General features: G+C 38.5%; 17 protein-coding genes. 10 read left to right on the top strand and 7 right to left on the bottom strand.

Annotated features, from left to right (window positions below):
- Nucleotides 1-27: 27 nt before the first annotated feature.
- Nucleotides 28-630 (bottom strand): LysE/ArgO family amino acid transporter, encoded by a 603-nt coding sequence (locus tag RMA95_RS16685; protein ID WP_288420642.1) that lies wholly within the window; start codon nt 628-630, stop codon nt 28-30.
- A 107-nt stretch (nt 631-737) separates the two neighbouring features.
- On the opposite strand from RMA95_RS16685, the gene RMA95_RS16680 reads away from it, so the two are divergent.
- Nucleotides 738-1,628, top strand: a complete 891-nt coding sequence (locus RMA95_RS16680) for a LysR family transcriptional regulator ArgP (RefSeq protein ID WP_311072024.1) — start codon at nt 738-740, stop codon at nt 1,626-1,628.
- Nucleotides 1,629-1,630: 2 nt separating this feature from the next.
- On the opposite strand, the gene RMA95_RS16675 is transcribed toward RMA95_RS16680, so the two are convergent.
- Nucleotides 1,631-2,017, bottom strand: a complete 387-nt coding sequence (locus RMA95_RS16675; protein WP_240060688.1) for a hemin receptor — start codon at nt 2,015-2,017, stop codon at nt 1,631-1,633.
- A 94-nt stretch (nt 2,018-2,111) separates the two neighbouring features.
- The gene (rsmI, locus tag RMA95_RS16670; RefSeq protein WP_068934914.1) at nt 2,112-2,948 is read right to left on the bottom strand and encodes a 16S rRNA (cytidine(1402)-2'-O)-methyltransferase; all 837 of its coding nucleotides are present in this window, start codon (nt 2,946-2,948) and stop codon (nt 2,112-2,114) included.
- A 190-nt stretch (nt 2,949-3,138) separates the two neighbouring features.
- Here rsmI and RMA95_RS16665 point away from each other — a divergent pair, with 190 nt between their 5' ends.
- The 3 genes from RMA95_RS16665 to RMA95_RS16655 all read left to right on the top strand — a co-directional run bounded on the left by RMA95_RS16665 (nt 3,139) and on the right by RMA95_RS16655 (nt 5,196).
- The gene (locus RMA95_RS16665; RefSeq protein ID WP_004703001.1) at nt 3,139-3,540 is read left to right on the top strand and encodes a YraN family protein; all 402 of its coding nucleotides are present in this window, start codon (nt 3,139-3,141) and stop codon (nt 3,538-3,540) included.
- 78 nt (nt 3,541-3,618) lie between these two features.
- The gene (locus RMA95_RS16660; protein WP_004702998.1) at nt 3,619-4,329 is read left to right on the top strand and encodes a BON domain-containing protein; all 711 of its coding nucleotides are present in this window, start codon (nt 3,619-3,621) and stop codon (nt 4,327-4,329) included.
- A gap of 3 nt (nt 4,330-4,332) precedes the next feature.
- On the top strand, nt 4,333-5,196 hold the full coding sequence (locus RMA95_RS16655) for an alpha/beta hydrolase (protein ID WP_004702996.1): 864 nt from the start codon (nt 4,333-4,335) through the stop codon (nt 5,194-5,196).
- A 26-nt stretch (nt 5,197-5,222) separates the two neighbouring features.
- Here RMA95_RS16655 and nudC read toward each other — a convergent pair whose 3' ends face one another.
- From nudC to dnaQ, 3 genes are all read right to left on the bottom strand, one after another.
- On the bottom strand, nt 5,223-5,966 hold the full coding sequence (gene nudC, locus RMA95_RS16650) for an NAD(+) diphosphatase (RefSeq protein ID WP_019458256.1): 744 nt from the start codon (nt 5,964-5,966) through the stop codon (nt 5,223-5,225).
- Nucleotides 5,966-7,609: a chemotaxis protein gene (locus RMA95_RS16645; RefSeq protein WP_308965120.1), complete on the bottom strand. Its 1,644-nt coding sequence runs from the start codon at nt 7,607-7,609 to the stop codon at nt 5,966-5,968. The genes nudC and RMA95_RS16645 overlap by 1 nt, the downstream gene beginning before the upstream one ends.
- 133 nt (nt 7,610-7,742) lie before the next feature.
- Nucleotides 7,743-9,122 carry a DNA polymerase III subunit epsilon gene (gene dnaQ / locus RMA95_RS16640; RefSeq protein WP_311072014.1) on the bottom strand — a complete coding sequence of 460 codons (1,380 nt, stop codon included), beginning with the start codon at nt 9,120-9,122 and terminating at the stop codon, nt 7,743-7,745.
- Between the two features lie 232 nt (nt 9,123-9,354).
- Here dnaQ and RMA95_RS16635 point away from each other — a divergent pair, with 232 nt between their 5' ends.
- From RMA95_RS16635 to RMA95_RS16610, 6 genes are all read left to right on the top strand, one after another.
- Nucleotides 9,355-12,570, top strand: coding sequence for a LysM peptidoglycan-binding domain-containing protein (locus RMA95_RS16635; RefSeq protein ID WP_311072012.1), 3,216 nt, complete (start codon nt 9,355-9,357; stop codon nt 12,568-12,570).
- Between the two features lie 15 nt (nt 12,571-12,585).
- Nucleotides 12,586-14,421 (top strand): extracellular solute-binding protein, encoded by a 1,836-nt coding sequence (locus RMA95_RS16630; RefSeq protein ID WP_311072010.1) that lies wholly within the window; start codon nt 12,586-12,588, stop codon nt 14,419-14,421.
- A 29-nt stretch (nt 14,422-14,450) separates the two neighbouring features.
- The gene (gene yejB / locus RMA95_RS16625; RefSeq protein WP_311072007.1) at nt 14,451-15,503 is read left to right on the top strand and encodes a microcin C ABC transporter permease YejB; all 1,053 of its coding nucleotides are present in this window, start codon (nt 14,451-14,453) and stop codon (nt 15,501-15,503) included.
- A complete protein-coding gene (locus RMA95_RS16620) occupies nt 15,503-16,513 on the top strand; it encodes an ABC transporter permease (protein WP_311072006.1) in 1,011 nt (336 codons plus the stop codon). Before yejB ends, RMA95_RS16620 begins: the two co-directional genes overlap by 1 nt.
- Complete coding sequence (locus tag RMA95_RS16615) at nt 16,491-18,080, top strand: dipeptide ABC transporter ATP-binding protein (RefSeq protein WP_311072004.1); 1,590 nt, start codon at nt 16,491-16,493, stop codon at nt 18,078-18,080. The genes RMA95_RS16620 and RMA95_RS16615 overlap by 23 nt, the downstream gene beginning before the upstream one ends.
- Nucleotides 18,081-18,265: 185 nt before the next feature.
- Nucleotides 18,266-19,510: an NADH:flavin oxidoreductase/NADH oxidase family protein gene (locus RMA95_RS16610; RefSeq protein WP_032051500.1), complete on the top strand. Its 1,245-nt coding sequence runs from the start codon at nt 18,266-18,268 to the stop codon at nt 19,508-19,510.
- A gap of 5 nt (nt 19,511-19,515) precedes the next feature.
- Here the strand turns inward: RMA95_RS16610 and RMA95_RS16605 are convergent, their stop codons facing one another.
- Nucleotides 19,516-20,199, bottom strand: coding sequence for a glutathione binding-like protein (locus RMA95_RS16605; protein ID WP_191105552.1), 684 nt, complete (start codon nt 20,197-20,199; stop codon nt 19,516-19,518).
- Nucleotides 20,200-20,269: the final 70 nt, after the last annotated feature.

The raw sequence follows: 20,269 nt of genomic DNA, 5'->3' as shown, positions 1-20,269 counted from the left end.
CATGGTACTTTTTAGTGTTTGAATGCATTAGATGAGAAGTGAAATTGCAATACTCCACATAACACAACCAATAAGAAAATCTAAAATTTTCCAAGCTTTTGGATTGGTAAATAGTGGTTTTAATAATCTTGCACCATAACCCAAACTGAAAAAGAAAATCCAAGAAGCAAGAATGCTGCCCAAGGCAAAACTAATTTTATCTTCTAGCTGAGTTGCAACCGAACCCATCAGTACAATGGTGTCTAAATAGACGTGTGGATTTAGCCAAGTAAAGGCCAGACAGGTTATAAGTGCTTGGGTTAGAGTCTGTTTTTGACTACCATCAAGCTCCATGCCTTGATTCGTTTTAAACGCAGCATAAAATGCTTTTGCACCGTAGACCAATAAAAACGTTGCCCCTAAATATTTAGCGACTGTGATTAAGATGGGTGATGCTGTCATAATTTCGGCAAAACCTAATACACCACAGGCAATTAAAATCGAATCAGACAATGCACAGATTAAACATAGCCAAAATACATATTGCTGTTTAAGTCCTTGCTTTAGAACAAAAGCGTTTTGGGCACCAATCGCTACAATTAGGCCGCTACCAATACCTAAACCTTTAAAAAACACACTCAGAGAAAGCATAACCATTAAGCAGAAAAAATCAGATGCGGGAATTATCTGACTTTTTATTGGGAAATAAGTAAAATTAAGAATATTTAGGTTTAGCTAAAAATAATTTAGGTTTGTATATGTTAGATAGTAAGCAATGTGAAGCTTTTCTTGCTGTTGCAGAAGTCGGGAGTTTTGATGCAGCAGGAGAGTATTTATGTATAACTCCCTCTGCTGTATCACTACGTGTACAAGCACTAGAAAAATATTTGGGTCAGATTTTAATTATACGGGGCCGCCCTTGTGTACTCACTCAAGCTGGGCAAACCTTACTCCAGCATTTACGTCATACAAGGTTAATGGAGCAAAATCTTTTACAAGGTTTAATGGGCAAATCTTCTGAATCGGAATTTTATAAAATTGCTTTAGCTTCAAATGCAGACTCATTAGCGACTTGGCTTTTACCAACTATTCAGCAAACATTGTTTAAAGAAAAAATAGTGTTAGAGCTAAAAATTGATGATCAATCACACACGCATACTTTGCTAGAAACAGGGCAGGTTAATGCATGTATCACAGCAGAAGAGCAGGTTATGGCGGGTTGCTTAGCTCAGCCTCTTGGTAAAATGCGCTATAAAATGCTGGCATCGGCCGAATTTGTAAACCAGTGGTTTAGTGGTGGAATTAACCGAGAAAATTTAAGAAAAACACCAGCAGTTATTTTTAATCATAAAGATTTAATGCATTCGGAAGTTTTATTAAAAGGATACGGTTTACCGATGCAGAGTTATCCTTATAGTTTTATTCCGGCAACAGATGCTTTCGTCAAAGCAATTCAGCTGGGTTTAGGTTACGGAATGGTGCCAGAGCTTCAAGTTCAACCATTACTCGAAAATGGAACACTTATTGATATTATGCCTGAGGCTCAACTTGATGTTCCTTTGTATTGGCACCACTGGAAAAGACAGTCGAAACAACTTGATGTGCTGACCGAAACAATTGTTCAATCAGCGAAAAAGATATTGAGATAAATTTAAGTCTGTGAGCGTGCATAAAAGTTTGAAACGTGTTGAATGTAAAACTCTATGTCTTGCGCTGAATAACCTAAAAGTTGTCCGATTCTACGGTCTAGTGCTAAGCGGTCTTCAAGTTGAGTTTCCTTTATTGATTTTTCAATACATAACACGAGTTCATTCAAATCTGCTAAAGAGGCATCTTTATAGATCAGCATAATTGAAAAAGGTACGGGTAAAGATGTTTCAATATCTTTACTGAGCATAGTTAAAGTACCTTGCTCAAGGTGCTTTACAAATTCAGTAGGTAATAAGTCATAAAATAAAGCAATTGGTTTCTTACCAGACAATAATAATTCTAGTTCTTGCCCTTCATGGGGGCCAAGTTTTCCAAGCTGTTCAGCCATATCAATGCTCTTGTTTTTATGATTAATATTATTATGCAAAATTCATGCGCGGGATGGCATAAAGTATTTGCCATCACCGCACTTAGTTAAAAAATTAAGATTGTGTCAGTTCAAGTGCACGTTGATAAGCGACTTTTTTCTTAATACCTGTTAGATCTGCAGCAAGTTGAGATGCCGCTTTAACAGATAAATCTTGAAGTAAGCGCTTTAAGAGCTCATCTAGTTTTTCTTGTTCCAGATCTGTCTTTTCTGGTGCACCGCCAACTACCAGAACAATTTCACCTTTTTCTTGATTGTGATCATTTTCTATAAAACTAACCAAATCTTTTAAAGTCATTTTTTTGATGGTTTCAAAAGTTTTGGTAATTTCACGTGCGAAACCGACAGGGCGGTTTTCACCAAATACTTCAGCCATATTTTTTACGCACTCTAAAATACGGTGAGGTGCTTCATAAAAAATTAAAGTTTGAGTTTCATTTTTAAGCTTTTCAAGTTGTGTAATACGTTGTGAAGCTTTTGATGGTAAAAAGCCTTCAAAACTAAAACGGTCACTTGGTAAGCCCACCGCACTTAACGCAGCAATTGCAGCACATGCACCGGGTACAGGTACAACTCTAATACCATGTTCTTGTGCAGCTCGAACCAGTTTAAAACCGGGATCACTAATAAGCGGCGTACCTGCATCGCTAATCAAAGCAATATTTTCACCAGCAAGTAACTTTTGAACTAACTGTTCAATTTTATTGCTTTCGTTGTGGTCATGGCATGCTGTAAGTGGAGTAGATATATTATAGTGCTTAAATAATTGAGCCGACTGGCGTGTATCTTCGGCAGCCACAATAGAAACTGATTTTAAGATATCAATTGCACGGAAAGTCATATCATCTAAGTGCCCGATAGGGGTGGCTACAACAAATAACTGAGCACTCATTTGGTTTTTTACTCCGTACAGATAAACAATTTTAATCGGTTAGTGTACCCGAAATTATCTTTTTGGCGTGAACAATGTCATTGGGCTTTTTTACTTTTTAAGACATCTGCTTTTGATTTGCTCAATTGAAAAAAATTAAAAATGTATAGAGTAAGTATTGAGAGTATTTACATTTCTAATGGGGAAAATTATGTTAGTCGCGCAGCAGCTCGGGCAATGGGCTGAACAAACGGCATTAAAAATTTTAAAAGAACAAAATTATGAATGGGTCGCCAGTAATTATCATTCACGCCGTGGAGAGGTTGATCTGATTGTAAAACGCGGTAACGAATTGATTTTTGTTGAGGTAAAAGCGCGTGGACAGGGAAATTATGGACAAGCTTGTGAAATGGTCACTGTGAGCAAACAGAAAAAAATAATTAAAACGGCGATGAGGTTTTTACAGCGCTACCCATCTTATCAGGATTTTTATTGTCGTTTTGATGTGATTTGTTTTGATTTTCCACAGAAAATTGCAAAAACAGTACAGCAAGACTTTTCGAAATTCCATTATGATCTGCAATGGATCGAAAATGCATTTACTTTGGATTAAGAGTTCATTACTCTTTTGAGCAAATTAAAACCGATGTTTATGATCAAGCCAAGAAGAGATTGATAGGAGTCTGGTGGAGTGTTGAAACGTATTGCTGTAACAGCGCTTTGTGTCGCAAGTTTGTCAGGTTGCGCAAGTTTTATTTCTGGTGGAACAGGTACAGCTCCAGTTGGAACAGATAGTGGTGTACGTAGCTTAGGTCAGGTATTCATTGACTCTTCAATTAAACGTACAGCGAATATTAACCTCTATAAGCTTGATCAGCGTTTTAAACAATCTCGTATTAACATCGAAAGCTTTCATAGCACAGTATTGTTAACTGGTCAGGTACCAGACCCTTACTTGAAACAGCTAGCAGAAGATAATGTTAAAGCGATGAGTGATGTGAAAGCCGTACATAACTATATTACGGTAGGTAACAAAGTAAGCTATAACACGATCATGCAAGATGCTGGTGTAACTGCAAATACACGTGCTCTATTGATGAAAGCACCAGTTGTATCGGACAGTAAAGTACTCGTTCATACCGAAGATGGTGTTTTATACGTGATGGGTCGTTTAAATACTGCTGAAATTAATGATTTAAACAGTGTGCTTCAAAATGTGGGTAACGTGACCAAAATTGTGACGCTTATTGATAACATTGATTTAGCGCCTGCTCCAGCAGCATCGACGGGCAACGCAACGACTACGCCAGTAATTAATAATGTTCTTGCTCAACCAACAGTTCAAACTCCTGTTGCAATTGATCCGGACCAAGCAGATCCAGCATCATCTACTGCACAATAAAATATGAACTTAATTGAACAATTACAAAGCAAAATTGAGCAGGCGAGAACTCTTTATAAAGAGTTCCGTCTGTATGATTTGGGGAGCTTTGCTTTAAACCGTTTTACACCAAAAGATGGTTTCGAGCAGGTTTTAAATGTGCGTTATGGCTTAAAGCCTCGCCATCGTCTAGATATTTATCGTTCTACTAAGCGCTTAGCTCATCGACCACTCATTGTTTTTGTACATGGTGGTGCTTGGCAACATGGTAATAAACGAGACTATTTATTTGTTGGTGAAGCTTTTGCAAAAGAAGGTTATGACGTTGCTGTCATTAACTATCAGCTTGCACCAAAGAATATTTTTCCAAGTTATGTAGAGGACTTAACGCAAGCGTTAAATTATTTGCATCAAAATCAGGAAAAATTAGAAATCTCGACAGAGAATACTGTGCTTATGGGACATTCGGCAGGTGCATTTAATGTAATGTCTGCTGTTTATCACCCTGATTCCACTAAAATTGAATGTTTAGGGAAAATTAAGGCAATAGTTGGATTAGCTGGACCATATCATTTTGATTATAAAGGTGATCCGCTTGCTGAAGATGCTTTTGATCAGGACATTTCTTATAAAGAAGTGATGCCTTATTATTTTGTAAATCAAAATAATATTAAGCATTATCTACTCATGGCTGAAAATGATCAGATCGTAAAGCAACATAATACTTTAGATATGGATCAAGCTCTTAGAGAGAAGGGGAATCATAGCCATATTGCTATTATCCCTAAAACTGGCCATATTACGATTTTGGCCAGCCTATCGAGTTTTGTAAGTCACTACTTCAAAACAAAACGAACCATTTTGCATTTTCTTGATGAAGTATTTTAAAACCATTGAGTGTTAGAAAGCGCAGATTACTTTGCTTGAGTAATCTGCGTAATCATTGCGTGTGCAATACTGCCCTTAAATGGAATTTCAGGAAGCTGATCAAATTTAAAGAATTGTGCATCGGCAATTTCATCTTCCTGTAAAGAAATCTCGCCTGACTCATATTCAGCTCTAAAAGCAATCATGAGATTACTTGGAAAAGGCCAAGGCTGGCTTGACATATATTGAATATTTTTGAGTTTAATACCCACTTCTTCTAAAGCTTCACGTTGTACCGCTTCTTCGAGTGTTTCGCCAACTTCGACAAATCCTGCAATCAAACCATACATGTTGGTTTTATTGTGAATTGATTTTGCCAATAACACTTCATCATCACCTTTAGTAATGATAGTAATAATACATGGATTGACACGAGGATACTGGTGATACCCACAAGAAGGGCACACCATTGCATATTCACTTGAGTGGACTTCGGTGGCATGTCCACAATGGCTACAAAACTTGTGGTTACGCCGCCATTCGAGCAATTGTACAGCACGACTTGCCTGTAAAAATTGCTCTTTTGACCAGTTGGAAATGAGCTGACGTATGGGAACGAGTTGCAGACCTTCTGGTATAGCCTCTTCACTCAGTAGGTCACGTGCAATGACCTGTTCGTTATGAGTGAAAAGCAGATCACTTGCTAACTTTTCGACTTTAGGTAATTGAAGGTTTTGGTCAACCAATAATTGTTGATGATGAAAAATATAAGCAAGTGATAATTCAGACATTAAGCTGCCTTTTTTTGAAGTTGTTGACTACTTAGCAATGCTACATCAAACATGGATTGTAGAACAGGCTGTTTATTTTTTAAATTGTCAACTAACATATCTAGTCCAGCTAATACGTTAAAAATACAGTGAATTTGATCATGACTAAAAGGTTGGTTCTGATCGATTTGATTCTGTACAAACTTAGCAGTTTCAAGCAAAGCATTTTGTTGAACCGTACTGCCTAAAAATTCAGCTGCACCAGCCAACTCTTTTAAAGAGCCTGCAATTGCTTCAATATTCTGAGTTTGATCGTTGGCATATAAAGTCAAACTTTGGCATACAAAATCGATTAAATTTTTTGTCTCATTTAATAAGGTTTGATGTGCTTCATCCAAACGATCTAAAGAAATATTGGTGTTGTTTACACGAATTTGTAGACGGCTAGAAGAATAATTTCGTACTAAAATACCAATGGCATTCATCGCTGACAAAATGCTCTTCATGAGCTGCTGAGCGTAATTTTCATTACTCAATATATTGATTTGACTTAAGCTGCTTGCTTGATGAGAAAGCTCGGCTGCTGCTTCATTTAAATTAAGTAATTTAAATGTATGTGCGAGTTGCATAAGGCTGTTTTGTAATTGCTGTGCCTTTTCTGGTGACATGTTTTGGTAGTTGTATTCAATATCATTACGAACTTTATTCATTTCGTTTAAGATCAATTGGCTTACCGTTTCCATGGTGTCAAAGTCTGGACCATACAAATGCTGACTTAAGGCTTTAAGCTGAGCATCGGTGAGAAATTCATAACCAATATTCAGTTGCTTACGAATTTGCTTTGCAAGTTGATCTTCTTGTCCAATCACAATACTAATCATATCTGCTAGGGCATTCGAATTTGCTTCAAAGCTTTCAGGTGCTGCTAAAAATAGACTTATAGAATTTTCAAGATTAATCAATACACGTAAGCGAGCATCATTTAAAACAAGTTCATCAATGTGATTAAAGGCAGAGTTAACCAATTGCCAATATTGTTGACTTGGTTGGCCATGCGCCATGCTGACTAAATAACTACCAATGAGTTTGAATGCTTGGAAATCTTGAGTAGTTTCAGTTTTATTTAAAAATTTAAGCAAAGACAACTTATAAAGCTGATGAATAAACTGAGTCTTTTCATTAATAACGACCTCGGATAAAGGTAACTCAAGTGAAGCTACTGTAAGATTTGCAGAAATCTGTTGTCCAGATGATGTTAATGGCTTGTTTAAAGCTTTTTCTAAATTGTTTAGAGTGTCCAAAAGAAACTGCGGTACTTCAACTTCGCGTAAACAGATAAACTCGATATAGCGTTTAACCATGGTCGTGCCTTCACTTAGAGCAACCACCTCATCGGTATTGATGTGCTCTGGCTTAGCCATAATCTTTTGCATTAATTCTGTCGAATACTGTGTGATCTTTGCCAAATAAGGGATATCAATGAGGCGTAATACCTGAGTGCATTGTTTAAATTGTTCTAATGCATCATCAATACCAAAAGGGAGAGCCTGTTCTTCAATTAATGTACTTACAGCGCCTTCCACAAGTTTTATTGAGTTATCAATTTCATTCTTGATGATAAGCAACGCTGTCGGATCAAATTGAATCGAATTATGCTCAGACATAAAAATTCCCCTTTGCAAAAAAAATCAATTGTTATATTCGTCATGGCTCAATATTTTGAGCTAAAAATCTATACGACTAATATAACTTAACTTGCAAAAGGGGAAACCAAAAAAACACTAGAGAATCAAAAATTTATTTTGCAAAAAGGCAAGGTTCTCCATGTTTTTTCTCAAATTCTTTGACCCAAGTCTCATGTGTGCTTAACTCTTCATCTGAAGGGTAAATAACGGGTAAATCAATTTGAACTCTAGTTCTTGTTGTATTTTGCTGATCTTTTTCACTCTGCGATAGTGCATCCATATCAAACGATACTTGACCACCTGTCATTGCCAAGTAAACATCAGACAGAATTTCAGCATCGAGTAATGCACCATGGAAGGTACGGTCACGAGCTGGAATTTCATAACGTCTGACTAGGGCATCGAGTGAGTTTTTCTGTCCCGGATGCTTGTTTTTTGCAAGTGCTAAAGTATCAGTAACTTCACAAACTTCTGAAAGAGCAGGTAACCCAACACGTCTAAACTCCATATCCAAGAAGTTCATATCGAAGGTCGCGTTATGAGCGATAATTTCTGCCCCTTTTAGATACTCAAATAAAGTATCCGCAATGTCTGCATAGAGGGGTTTATCTTTTAAGAAATCATCACTGATACCGTGAATGTTTTCTGAATCGCCCACTGGCTTTTCAGGGTTAATATAAATGTGAATTGAACTACCCGTAAGCTTACGGTTAATCATTTCAATTGCACCGACTTCAATAATTCGGTCGCCATCTTGGAAATAGAAACCAGTCGTTTCAGTATCGAGAATGAGCTGACGAGGGCCTTGCAATTTAAGCTTTGCTTCTGTCACTACAATCTGCGGATGAATGTTGCTACTTTGCTGCTTAGTTTCTTGTTCTACAGCTTCAACTTCATTTACTTCTTCGTCTACAGTAATCATCTCAACTTCTTGTGATGGTTCAAGAGCGATATCTTCATCATCGGTTGTTTCAACCAGATCAAATCCAAAAGGGTCGTCTAGCAACCAGTCCTGTTCAGGCTTTTTTATATCTTGCGGTGCAGCAACAGACTGTGGTTGCTTGAGTTCTTGAGCAGTCTTATCTGCACCTAAATTGGCAAGTTGGTCTGCCATTTCATTGCCAGGATGTCCTGCATGGCCTTTAATCCAATTCCACTCAATATTTCTACCTGCGCAAACAGCATCAAGTTTTTGCCATAGGTCAGGGTTTTTAACATCTTTCCAATTTTTCTTTTTCCAGCCATGAATCCACTCTGTAATACCTTGCTTTACATAGTTTGAGTCGGTCCAGATAATTAATTGTGCGTCGGGTGGGCAAAAAGAAACACCTTCAATCGCCGCAGTAAGTTCCATACGGTTATTGGTTGTATCTGGTTCGCCGCCAAATAATTTATGTTCACCCTGTTCGGTAATGACATATGCACCCCAACCGCCTAAACCGGGATTGCCACGACATGCACCATCAACATACAGTGTGATTGTTTGAGACATAAATCGAAACCTAAACTGAAAGAAAAAGAGCTGAATATGGTGTATTGTATACGCAAAAAGTTCGGTTCCATCGTTACAAAGCAAGCTTTTTTTAATTTCTTGTAACATTTCCATGCAAATGACATTAAATTATTGCCTTGTCTATCTTGCATGCTTTACTACAATGGCATCGAAGACCTAGGGTTTGTGGGCAGACCCCAAGAAATATTACGCGAGTTGTTTGGAAGTTTTTATGTATAAACCAACCACATTTGTGTGGCAGCCATCTGCAGCATCATTATTCAAAATTACAGTCCTTAGCTCTGCTTTAGCTGCGTTGGGTATTACAACAGGCTGTTCTTCGACTCCGCAATCTGCAAAAACCTCGAAAACAAAACAGGTTAGTGGAGCAGGTTATCTTGATGCAAGCAGTCTAGACTCGTTAGAAGATTTACTTTCAGCAACTGATATGCGTGCTGTAGAGGGTGACCGTCTACTTATTTTAAAACACGGTGACGTTTGGAAACGTATGGCTGTCGGCTTTAAAATGGATCTCGATCACTGGGATCCGCGTATTGAAGCGCAGCGTAGTTGGTTTATTTCACGTCAGCCCTACCTTGACCGTTTAAGTGCTCGCGCAAGTCGTTATTTATATCATACTGTTAAAGAAGCAGAACGCCGTGGTCTTCCAACTGAACTTGCGTTATTACCAGTAATTGAAAGCTCGTATGACCCGGCTGCAACAAGTAGTGCAGCAGCAGCAGGTTTATGGCAGTTTATTCCAAGTACCGGCCGTATTTATGGTTTACAACAAACGGGTATGTACGATGGTCGTCGTGACGTTGTTGAGTCTACACGTGCTGCATATGAGTTCTTAGGAAGCTTATATAACCAGTTTGGTTCATGGGAATTGGCTTTGGCAGCTTATAACGCTGGTCCGGGCCGTATCCAACAGGCGATTAACCGTAACCAAGCTGCGGGTTTGCCAACTGACTATTGGTCATTAAAACTTCCACAAGAAACTATGAACTATGTTCCACGTTTCTTGGCAGTTGCTCAAATTATTAAAAATCCACGTGCTTACGGGGTTTCATTACCACCAATTGCGAATAGACCCCATTTCCGTGAAGTTACATTATCTGCGCCGTTATCTTTAAATGAAATTGCTTCGGTCAGTGGTCTTAGCCGTGCCGAGTTATATGCATTAAACCCAGGCTATCGTGGTGAAACAGTAGACCCTGCAAGTCCAATGCGTATTTTAATTCCGGCTGATGTAAGTCCATCAGTTGATAATAAATTGAAAGGAATGAAAGCGGGTGGTGGTTCAGGTTGGTGGGCAAATGTCACTTCGCCGTCTAAACCTACAACAAGTCCTTCAAGTTCAGTCACAATTAAAACAACACCAGCGACTCAGGTTCAGCCTGTAAGACCAACAACACCTGTTAAAACAACCAGCAGCTCTGTAACTGTAAAAGGTTCAACACCGCGTGGTTCTGATGCTTTAGCTGCTTTTGCAGCCTCAGCTGATGTGCCAAGTGCACCTCGTATTCCAGTTGCAGTAACACCTGCAACCAATGTTAAGCCAGTAAGAACAGAACCACCAATTTCAGCTGTTGAGCGTGAGAAAATTTTAGCGGCGGTTCGTGCTGAAGGTGAGAAAGAAACTGTTGAGCAAGCTTTACAGCCACAGGCCACTCAAGCTGAAAAAGACCAAGTGGTTGCTGAGTTAAAGGCAATTGCACCGCAAGGTACCGAAATTGTTGATCCTTACGATGGCAAAATTAAGTTAACTGCGATTCAGACAAGTCAATCCGTTGCTGAACAGCAAGGTAAAGAGTTAAGTAAGGGCTTTGCTTATCCAAAAACGTTAACTGAAGATGCAAGTGTTGCAAATTCTGAAGAAGCACAGCGCAATAAAGATAAGCCTTACATTAAAACCGATACAGATGTTGTTGTTGTACAACCTAAAGGTAAGCGTAGTACCTATACCGTACAGCCGGGCGATACATTAGCAATTATTGCGATGAAAAATGGGGTCAACTGGCGTGATGTTGCCAAGTGGAACCAGATTGATCCAGAAAAGACGCTGTTTGTAGGAACTAGCCTGTATTTATACGATGCTAAACCACAAGAAGTTGAGTCTACGGCTAAATCAACAGTTAAACCTGATGTTTATGTTGTTCAGGCAAATGACAGTTTAACAGGTGTGGCAAATCAATTTAATTTGTCTGTGAAACAGCTTGCTGAATATAACGATTTATCTGTAAGTGATGGTCTATTTGTTGGTCAGAAGCTGCATTTGAAAGAGCCTAAAGGTAACCGTAATTCTGCTAAGGCAGAGCCTAAAGCTGTTCAGGCAAGTACACGTCGTATTGCCACAAAGAGCTATACGGTTAAACGTGGCGAATACTTAAAGTTAATTGCAGATCGTTATGCATTATCTAATCAGGAATTGGCGGAGTTAACACCAGGGTTATCAGCTGGTAGTAATTTAATGGCTGGCCAGAAAATTAATGTACCTGCAAAAGAAGTTGCTGTTGATGAATCTGATGACAACAAAGCTTCTGGCAAATATGAAAAACTTGCAGCAGGGCCATCATACAAGACTGAAAGCTATAAAGTGCAACGTGGTGATACATTATCAAGCATTGCCACCAAGTCTAAAATTAGCTTAGCTGAACTTGCAGAACTGAATAACTTAAAAGCGAGTAGCCATGTCCAGCTTGGCCAAAACTTGAAAGTACCTGCGGGTGTAAGTGTTCCTGAACACTATGTTGTGCAGTCTGGTGATAGCTTACATGCGATTGCAGCTAAATATAACTTACAAACCAGTTATTTGGCCGATTTAAACGGATTATCACGTACAGCAGGTGTTCGTGCTGGTCAGCGTTTAAAATTGACAGGTGAGGTTGAAACACCGAGCAAGGCTGCTACTAAAAATGCTAAAGATGAAACACCAGATACTTACACCGTTAAGTCTGGTGATAACTTACGAAGCATCGCTAGCCGTTATCATTTACAGTTAGATTATCTAACTGCATTAAATGGCTTATCTCGTAACAGCACTGTACGTGTTGGTCAGCATTTAAAACTAACAGGTGATGTGCCTGTAGAAACAGCGAAAGCTGATACCGCAAAATCATCGCCTAAACCTGTTGCAGCAGGTAAAAATACTGAAAAGTATACGGTTAAAGCAGGCGAGTCGTTAAATGCGATTGCGAGTCGTGCAGGTATTTCAGTTCGTGAACTTGCTGAAATGAATGCATTAAAAGCAAATGCTAGTCTACAGCGCGGTCAAAATATTGTGATTCCAAAAACTGTAGTGGAATACAAAGTTAAACGTGGCGACACTTTAATTGGTCTTGCAAGTAAATATGGTCTAGAAACCAGTTTACTCGCGGAACTCAATAACCTAACACCGTCGACGCAATTGCGTATTGGCGATATCATAAAAGTGCCTAATTTATAGAATAATTAGAACTTTATGCAAAAGTTATATTGTCAACTGAGCCTGCTAGTCGGGCTCAGTGTCTTTTCGCAAGTTGTATTCTCTGCACAGCAAACCACGCCTTATATCGCAATTCATTCTAAGCCTAAATATTTAACAATGGCTGCTATGCCTTATGCCGACCCAAACGCACCTAAGGGTGGAGTGTTGAGTCAGGCCGCGCAAGGGACATTTGATAATTTAAACAGCATGAATGGGAAGGGGAACGCGACAGAAGGGGTAAATTATCTTTTTGATACTTTAATGACTCAGTCACTCAATGAAGTTGGGGTTTTATATCCACTTTTAGCCGAGAAAGTTTCGTATGACCCAGAAAGAACTCAATCCGTTACTTTCTATTTAAATCCTAAAGCTCGTTTTAGTAATGGTCAGCCCTTAACAGCAGCAGACGTAAAATTTAGCTTTGATGTCTATCAGACCAAATCTAATTTTGGTCTACAAATGTATCTTGCTGACTTGGCAAAAACAGAAGTGATCAACCCACATCAAGTTAGATTCACTTTTAAGTCTAGTCATAATCCTAAAATGCCTTTTGTTGTGGCGAGCTTACCAATTTACTCAAAAGCAGATTGGCAGAACCGTGATTTTACCCGTATTACCTTGCAACCGATTGTAGGTTCAGGGCCGTATGTTGTTGAAAAAATTGATGCTGGACGTAGTATTAGCTATAAACGAAACCCCAATTATTGGGCAAAAGATTTACCTATTAATAAAGGGCGTTATAACTTCGACCATTTAAAATATGTTTATTATCGAAATTGGGATATCGCATTCGAAGGTTTTAAATCTGGGCAATATACCTTGCATGAAGAAACTAACCCTAAAAAATGGGTCACTGATTACAAGTTTCCAGCGGTAAAAGCAGGTTTAGTCACTCTATATAAATTTAGACACCATAACCCGATTGCAACCGAAAGTTATGTGTTTAATACACGACGAAAACCTTTAAACGATATTCGCTTTAGACAAGCTTTAACCTATGCCTATGATTTTGAATGGCAGAACAAAGCTTTGTTTTATGGACAATATCAACGACTACAAAGTTATTTTGAAAATAGTGAGTTGGCCGCAACAGGTCGTCCTTCAAAGAGTGAGCTCACGATATTAAAACCACTTTTACCAAAGCTTTCACCAGTTATGCAAAAAGCTGTTTTGGCAGACTGGAAATATCCAGTTTCGGACGCCAGTGGTTTTAACCGTCAAAATTTATTAATCGCAAGACAATTACTCATTCAGGCCGGTTATAAAATTAAAGAAGGGCAGTTATATACGCCTGAAGGCAAGCCTGTACAAATTGAGTTTCTTATTCAGCAAGATGGCAAACAAAGAACACTCATGCCATTTGTAAGAAATTTAAAAAAATTAGGAATTAATATTCAATTACGACAAGTCGATGCACCGCAATATTTAGAGCGTACACGCCGCTATGACTTTGACATGACGACCATGAACTTACCGCAATCTTTAAATCCGGGCAATGAACAGGCCCAGTTCTGGGGCAGCGCAGCAGCCATTCAAGATGGCAACTATAATTACGCTGGTATTCGTAATTCTGTCATTGATGAAGTTATCTCAAAACTGGTCACTGCTAAAGACCGTGAACAGCAAATTATTTATACTCATGTTCTTGATCGATTACTTCGCGCAGGGTATTACCAAATTCCGACTTATGGAAAAGGTGATTATTGGTATGCATACTGGAATATGTATCAGCAACCTAAAGTGAAACCCGTGCTCTCTGCTGGTATAGAGTATTGGTGGAGTAATCCAAACCAAGCCAAAAAAGTTGCTCAATATTTACATCAACAATAAGAGCACGTACCTAAAGGAAATCCTGTTATATGGGTTCATATATTCTGAAGCGACTTCTTTTAATCATTCCAACGTTGTTCATTATTTTATTGATTAACTTTGTGGTTGTGCAAATTGCCCCAGGTGGGCCCGTTGAACAAGCAATCCATGAAGTAGAAAGCGGTGTAGGAGCAGGGCGTGTATTAGGTACTGAAATGTACTATCAGGGTGCGAAAGGATTAAGCCCTGAAATGGTCGAGAAAATTAAAGCACAGTACGGCTTTGACCATCCTCCAGTAGAACGTTTTTTACTGATGTTAAAAGGCTATTTGACTTTAGACTTTGGACAAAGCTTTTTTAAAGATAAACCAGTAGTTGAATTGCTTTGGGAGAAAATGCCTGTGTCGATATCGCTTGGGCTATGGGGCACTTTGCTGATTTATCTTATTTCAATTCCGCTCGGTATTAAAAAAGCCAAACAACAAGGTTCTTGGTTTGACCGTTCTACTTCACTGTTACTGGTAGTGGGTTATGCGGTGCCAAGTTTTGTTTTTGCTATCTTACTTATTGTTTTCTTCGCAGGTGGGTCATATTTTCACTGGTTTCCATTGCAAAATCTTGTGTCGGATAATTTTCATCAATTAAGTTTTTTTGAAAAAATTACGGACTACTTATGGCACATGACTTTGCCGCTTATTACCATGGTGTTAGGTGGTTTTGCGAGTCTAACCTATTTAACCAAATATTCATTTTTAGAAGAGCTTAATAAGCCTTATGTTTTGTCGGCCTACGCAAAAGGTTTAAATAGCCAGCAAGTTTTATATAAACATGTATTTCGTAATGCCATTTTAGTGTTGCTCGCCGGATTACCTGAGGTTTTGGCTGGTATTTTCTTTGTCGGAAATCTTTTTATTGAAATTATTTTTCACCTAGATGGTGTCGGTTTATTAGGCTTTGAAGCCATTGTTCAGCGGGACTATCCGGTTATTTTTGGCGTATTGTTTTTTTTCACGCTTTTTAGTCTGCTTTTACGACTTATTTGTGATGTGCTGTATCAATGGATTGATCCGCGTATTCACTTTGATGCACAAGGAGGCAAATAATGTCTTTGATTGTGCGGTCACGGCTGCAAAAGTTTAGGAAACATAAACTTGGTTGGATAAGCTTTATCTTGTTTAGCCTCATTTTAGTGATGTCTTTAGCTGCTGAACTCATTGCTAACGATAAACCATTGTTAGTGAAATATGAGGACGCTTATTATTTGCCTGTTTTTAAGGCATATCCCGAAACCACTTTTGGTGGTGTATTTGAAACAGAAGCAGATTATAAAGACCCTGCTGTACAAGAGCTAATTAATCAAAATGGTTGGGCAATTTGGCCGCTCATTCAGTTTTCTTATCAGACACCTAATTTAGATTTAGCTGTACCTGTGCCTTCGCCACCTTCTAAGCAGAATTGGTTAGGAACAGATGACCAAGGGCGAGACGTGCTTGCACGTATTCTCTATGGGCTAAGAGTCTCATTACTTTTCGGCTTGGCTTTAACAGCTTGTGCAGCACTACTTGGGATTTTTGTAGGTGCTATACAAGGCTACTATGGTGGCTGGGTCGATTTGTTAGGGCAACGACTGGTAGAAGTCTGGAATGGTTTACCCATGCTGTTTATGGTCATGATTTTGGTCAGCATGTTTACCCCAAATGTATATTGGCTATTTTTTATTATGTTGTTCTTTAGCTGGACTGTGCTTGTGGGAATTGTCCGTGCTGAATTTTTAAAAGCGCGTCAACTTGACTATGTGCGTGCGGCTCAGGCTTTAGGTGTAAATGATAAAGCAATTATCTTTAAGCACATTTTGCCAAATGCTATAAGTTCTAGCTTATCGCAATTACCTTTTATTCTGACCACCAATATTATTGCTTTAACAGCACTCGATTTCTTGGGCTATGGCTTACCGCCAGATGCGGCCTCTTTAGGTGAATTGTTGTTGCAAGGTAAAAATAACTTAGATGCACCTTGGTTGGCTTTATCAGGATTTTTTAGCCTTGCTTTTGTGTTGTCATTATTAATTTATATTGGGGAGGCTGCACGCGATGCATTTGACCCAAGAAAATAACTTAAGTGAAGATGCTACCTTGCTAAAAATAGAAAACCTTTCAATATCTACGCAAGATCAGACTTTATTGGAGGGTCTCAATTTACACTTACAAGCTGGTGATACGCTTGCAATTGTAGGTGAAAGTGGTTCAGGTAAAACAATAAGCTGTTTGGCGATGATGGGATTATTACCAGAAAAATTAAAAACATCTGGACGTATTATTATTGATTCAAAAAATATTTTAGACGCAGACGAAAAGACTAGAACTTATTTACGTGGCCGCCAAATTGCCATGATTTTTCAGGAGCCTTCTACAGCTTTAAACCCATTGCATCGGGTTGAAAAAATTGTATGTGAACATTTTATTTTACAAGGTTGGTCAAAAAACAAAGTACAGCAACAGGTTATTCGACTATTAAAAGATGTAGGAATTGCTAATCCTGAGCACATTTTAAAGCGTTATCCGCATGAGCTCTCTGGTGGACAAAAGCAAAGGGTCATGATTGCGGCTGCGCTTGCACTTCAACCTAAAATTTTAATTGCAGATGAACCAACTACCGCGCTTGATGTGATTTTACAGACGCAAATTTTAGAATTATTAAAATCTTTGCAAACCAAATATGGCATGGCGCTGATTTTAATTAGCCATGATTTGAATTTGGTGCGCCGTTATGCCAATGAACTCATTGTATTACACGAGGGGCAAGTTGTAGAGCAAGGTCAGCTTGAACAGATCTTTAAAAATCCTGCATCAATTTATACTGAGCAATTGTTAGATCATGATCTTGGTTTTGCTCAGCCACTTTCCTCCAGTTATAAAATTTTATCTGTTCAACAACTCAATGTTAAATACCCAATTCGGAGTGGTATTTTTAACCGAATTCAAAGCTATACCACTGCTGTTGAAAATATAACTTTTGAGCTTACTCAAGGCGAAGCGTTAGGTGTTGTAGGTGAAAGTGGTTCAGGTAAAACCTCATTGGCTTTAGCGCTAGTTCGATTACTCAAAAGTGATGGGCAAAATATCTTTTTAGGGCAAGACATAAACAGCTTAGAACAAAAAGCTTTGTGTAAGATTAGGTCAGACTTACAAATTGTTTTCCAAGACCCATTTGGTAGTTTAAACCCGCGTATGACGGTAGGGCAGATTATTGCTGAAGGCTTAAAAGTGAAAGCTGTAGCTGATAGCGAGATACAGCGACAAGTTGAATCAGTCTTGGTAAAAGTTGAGTTGGCTGAAGACTTTCAACATCGCTATCCGCACGAGCTTTCGGGTGGACAACGTCAGCGCGTTGGTCTAGCACGAGCTTTAGTGGTTCAACCTAAACTTTTAATTTTAGATGAACCAACATCTGCCTTGGACCAAACCACGCAAAAAGCCATGATTCAATTATTGCGACGTTTACAACAAACAGAGCATCTAAGCTATATTTTTATTAGTCATGATTTAAATGTGGTCAAAGCACTGTGTCATAAAGTGATGGTATTACGACATGCAAAAGTTGTTGAATATCAGCCGACTGAACAGTTATTTAATGATCCTCAAACTGAATATACCAAGCAATTAATTAGGGCGAGTCTTTAATTTATTTAAATAAGATTATGTTTTATAAACATAAATATAATTTAAATTTTCAATGCAAAAAGTTGCATTCCTCTATACTTTTTAAATTTGACATGTGCTATTGTCAGTTATCGATTTTCCCTTGACATGACCTATAACTCATCTAAATTAGAGTAATTGCTCTAAAGTATTAAAAGAGGTTAACCATGAGCCAGATTGCACAACCAATCACGATTCGAAATACCACATTTAAAAACCGAATTATTAAAGGTGCAATGAGTGAGGCACTTGCAAACTATGAGGGACAGCCAAATGACTTACATTTAGGCCTGTACGGTGCATGGGCTAAAGGTGGTTTAGGCTGTGCGATTACTGGTAATGTGATGGTCAATTTCGAAGCCAAAAATGAACCAGGCGTGGTGGTGATTGAAACCGAACGTGACCTAGAGCGTTTAAAAGAATGGGCAGCGGTTGGTAAACAATATGGAATGGTACAGCTCATTCAACTATCTCACCCAGGTCGTCAGTGCCCTAAAGGCTTAAATAAAGAAACAGTCGCACCTTCGGCAGTTCCTTTTAGTCCAGCTTTAGCGACGATGTTTGGCACTCCACGTGCGCTTACACATGAAGAAATTTTGGATATTATTAAACGCTTTGCAACAGCTGCCAGCATTTGTGAGAAAGCTGGTTTTGAAGGGGTACAGTTACATGGTGCACACGGCTATTTAATTAGCCAGTTTTTATCACCATTAACCAATAAACGTACAGATCAGTGGGGTGGTTCAGTTGAAAATCGTACTCGCTTTTTACTAGAAGTTTATAAAGCAGTACGTGAGGCCACTTCAGAGAATTTTATTATTTCAGTTAAGCTTAACTCTGCTGACTTCCAGCGCGGTGGTATTAGCGAAGAAGATGTGATTTCGGTATTTAAAGCAGTTGATGAAGCAGGCATCGACTTAATTGAAATTTCAGGTGGTACTTATGAAGCACCAGCAATGGCTGGTGCTAAAGCTGATAAACGTAAGGCAAGTACCATTGCACGCGAAGCATACTTCTTAGACTTTGCTGAAAAAATCCGTCAGCATGTAAAATGTAAACTTATGGTGACAGGTGGCTTCCGTACAGTAGAAGGCATGAATGCTGCTCTGGCAAGTGGAGCATGCGACTTTATTGGTATTGCTCGTCCACTTGCTGTTGAAACAGATTTGACTGACCGTTTAATCGCAGGCCAAGATGTTCGCTATGCCGTAAAACCAATTAAAACAGGTTTACCTTTTGTTGACAAAATGGCGATTATGGAAATTATTTGGTACGCAGCACAATTTAAAGCTATTGGGCAGGGCAAAAAACCAAATCCAAAACTATCGCCTTTAATTGTGTTTTTAAATTACGCGAAGGGCAATATTAAGGCCGTTGTTCAAGGGCGCGTGAATTCACGTAAATCTGCATAAATAAATTACCAAGCAATAGCCCAGTAAGTCTGAAAAGTAGAAGCAGACCATTGACCTTTAATTAAAGCATTTTTAAAGGCAGGTCTGTTTTCTATTTGGGTCAGATAACGCTGTATATGTTTAAACTGGCTGTAATTTGGTGAGCAAGCCAATAACGGAAACCACATCAAAATATCAGCAGTAGTAAACTGATCTCCAGCAAACCATAAGTGGTGCTTTAAATGTTTATCGATCATGCTCATGTGTTGTTGTAATGATTGATTGAGATAACCTTGATCGAATCCATATTTTAAAAGCTTTGGAATGAAACGTACTGGAAAAGGAGTACGCTCAGCAATTTGTTGAAAGATTTGTTTGAGTACCAGATCGGGAATGAATGTTGCCTCACAATAATTTTTCCAATAATAAAAATTTTTTAGTTGCTGATTTCCTAAGTTATTCTGTCCCAATTGTGGGTGTAAATAAGAGAAATAATCTAGGATTGCTGAGGTTTCGGCCAAAATTGAAGATTGCTCGTGTTCAATAATTTCGAGGGTTGGAAATTTTGATAACTGATGCGGGGAGTTATTATTTTTGTCTTCGTCCGAATGATATTTAGTGATGAGCTCATAGTTGAGTCCTAATTCTTCTAAAAACCAAATAATGCGTTGAGAGCGTGAATTTTGTAAATGAAATAATCGAATTTGCATGTCATGTTCAAATTATAGTTTTGATCTAATTTTAGTATAGGGTAGAAAAGAGTTTAAGTATAATAAAATA

Source organism: Acinetobacter sp. V110_1 (genome assembly GCF_031798975.1).
GTDB lineage: Bacteria > Pseudomonadota > Gammaproteobacteria > Pseudomonadales > Moraxellaceae > Acinetobacter > Acinetobacter nosocomialis_A.
The sequence above is the reverse complement of the archived record's forward strand: the minus strand, read 5'-3'. Positions and strand labels throughout refer to the sequence as shown.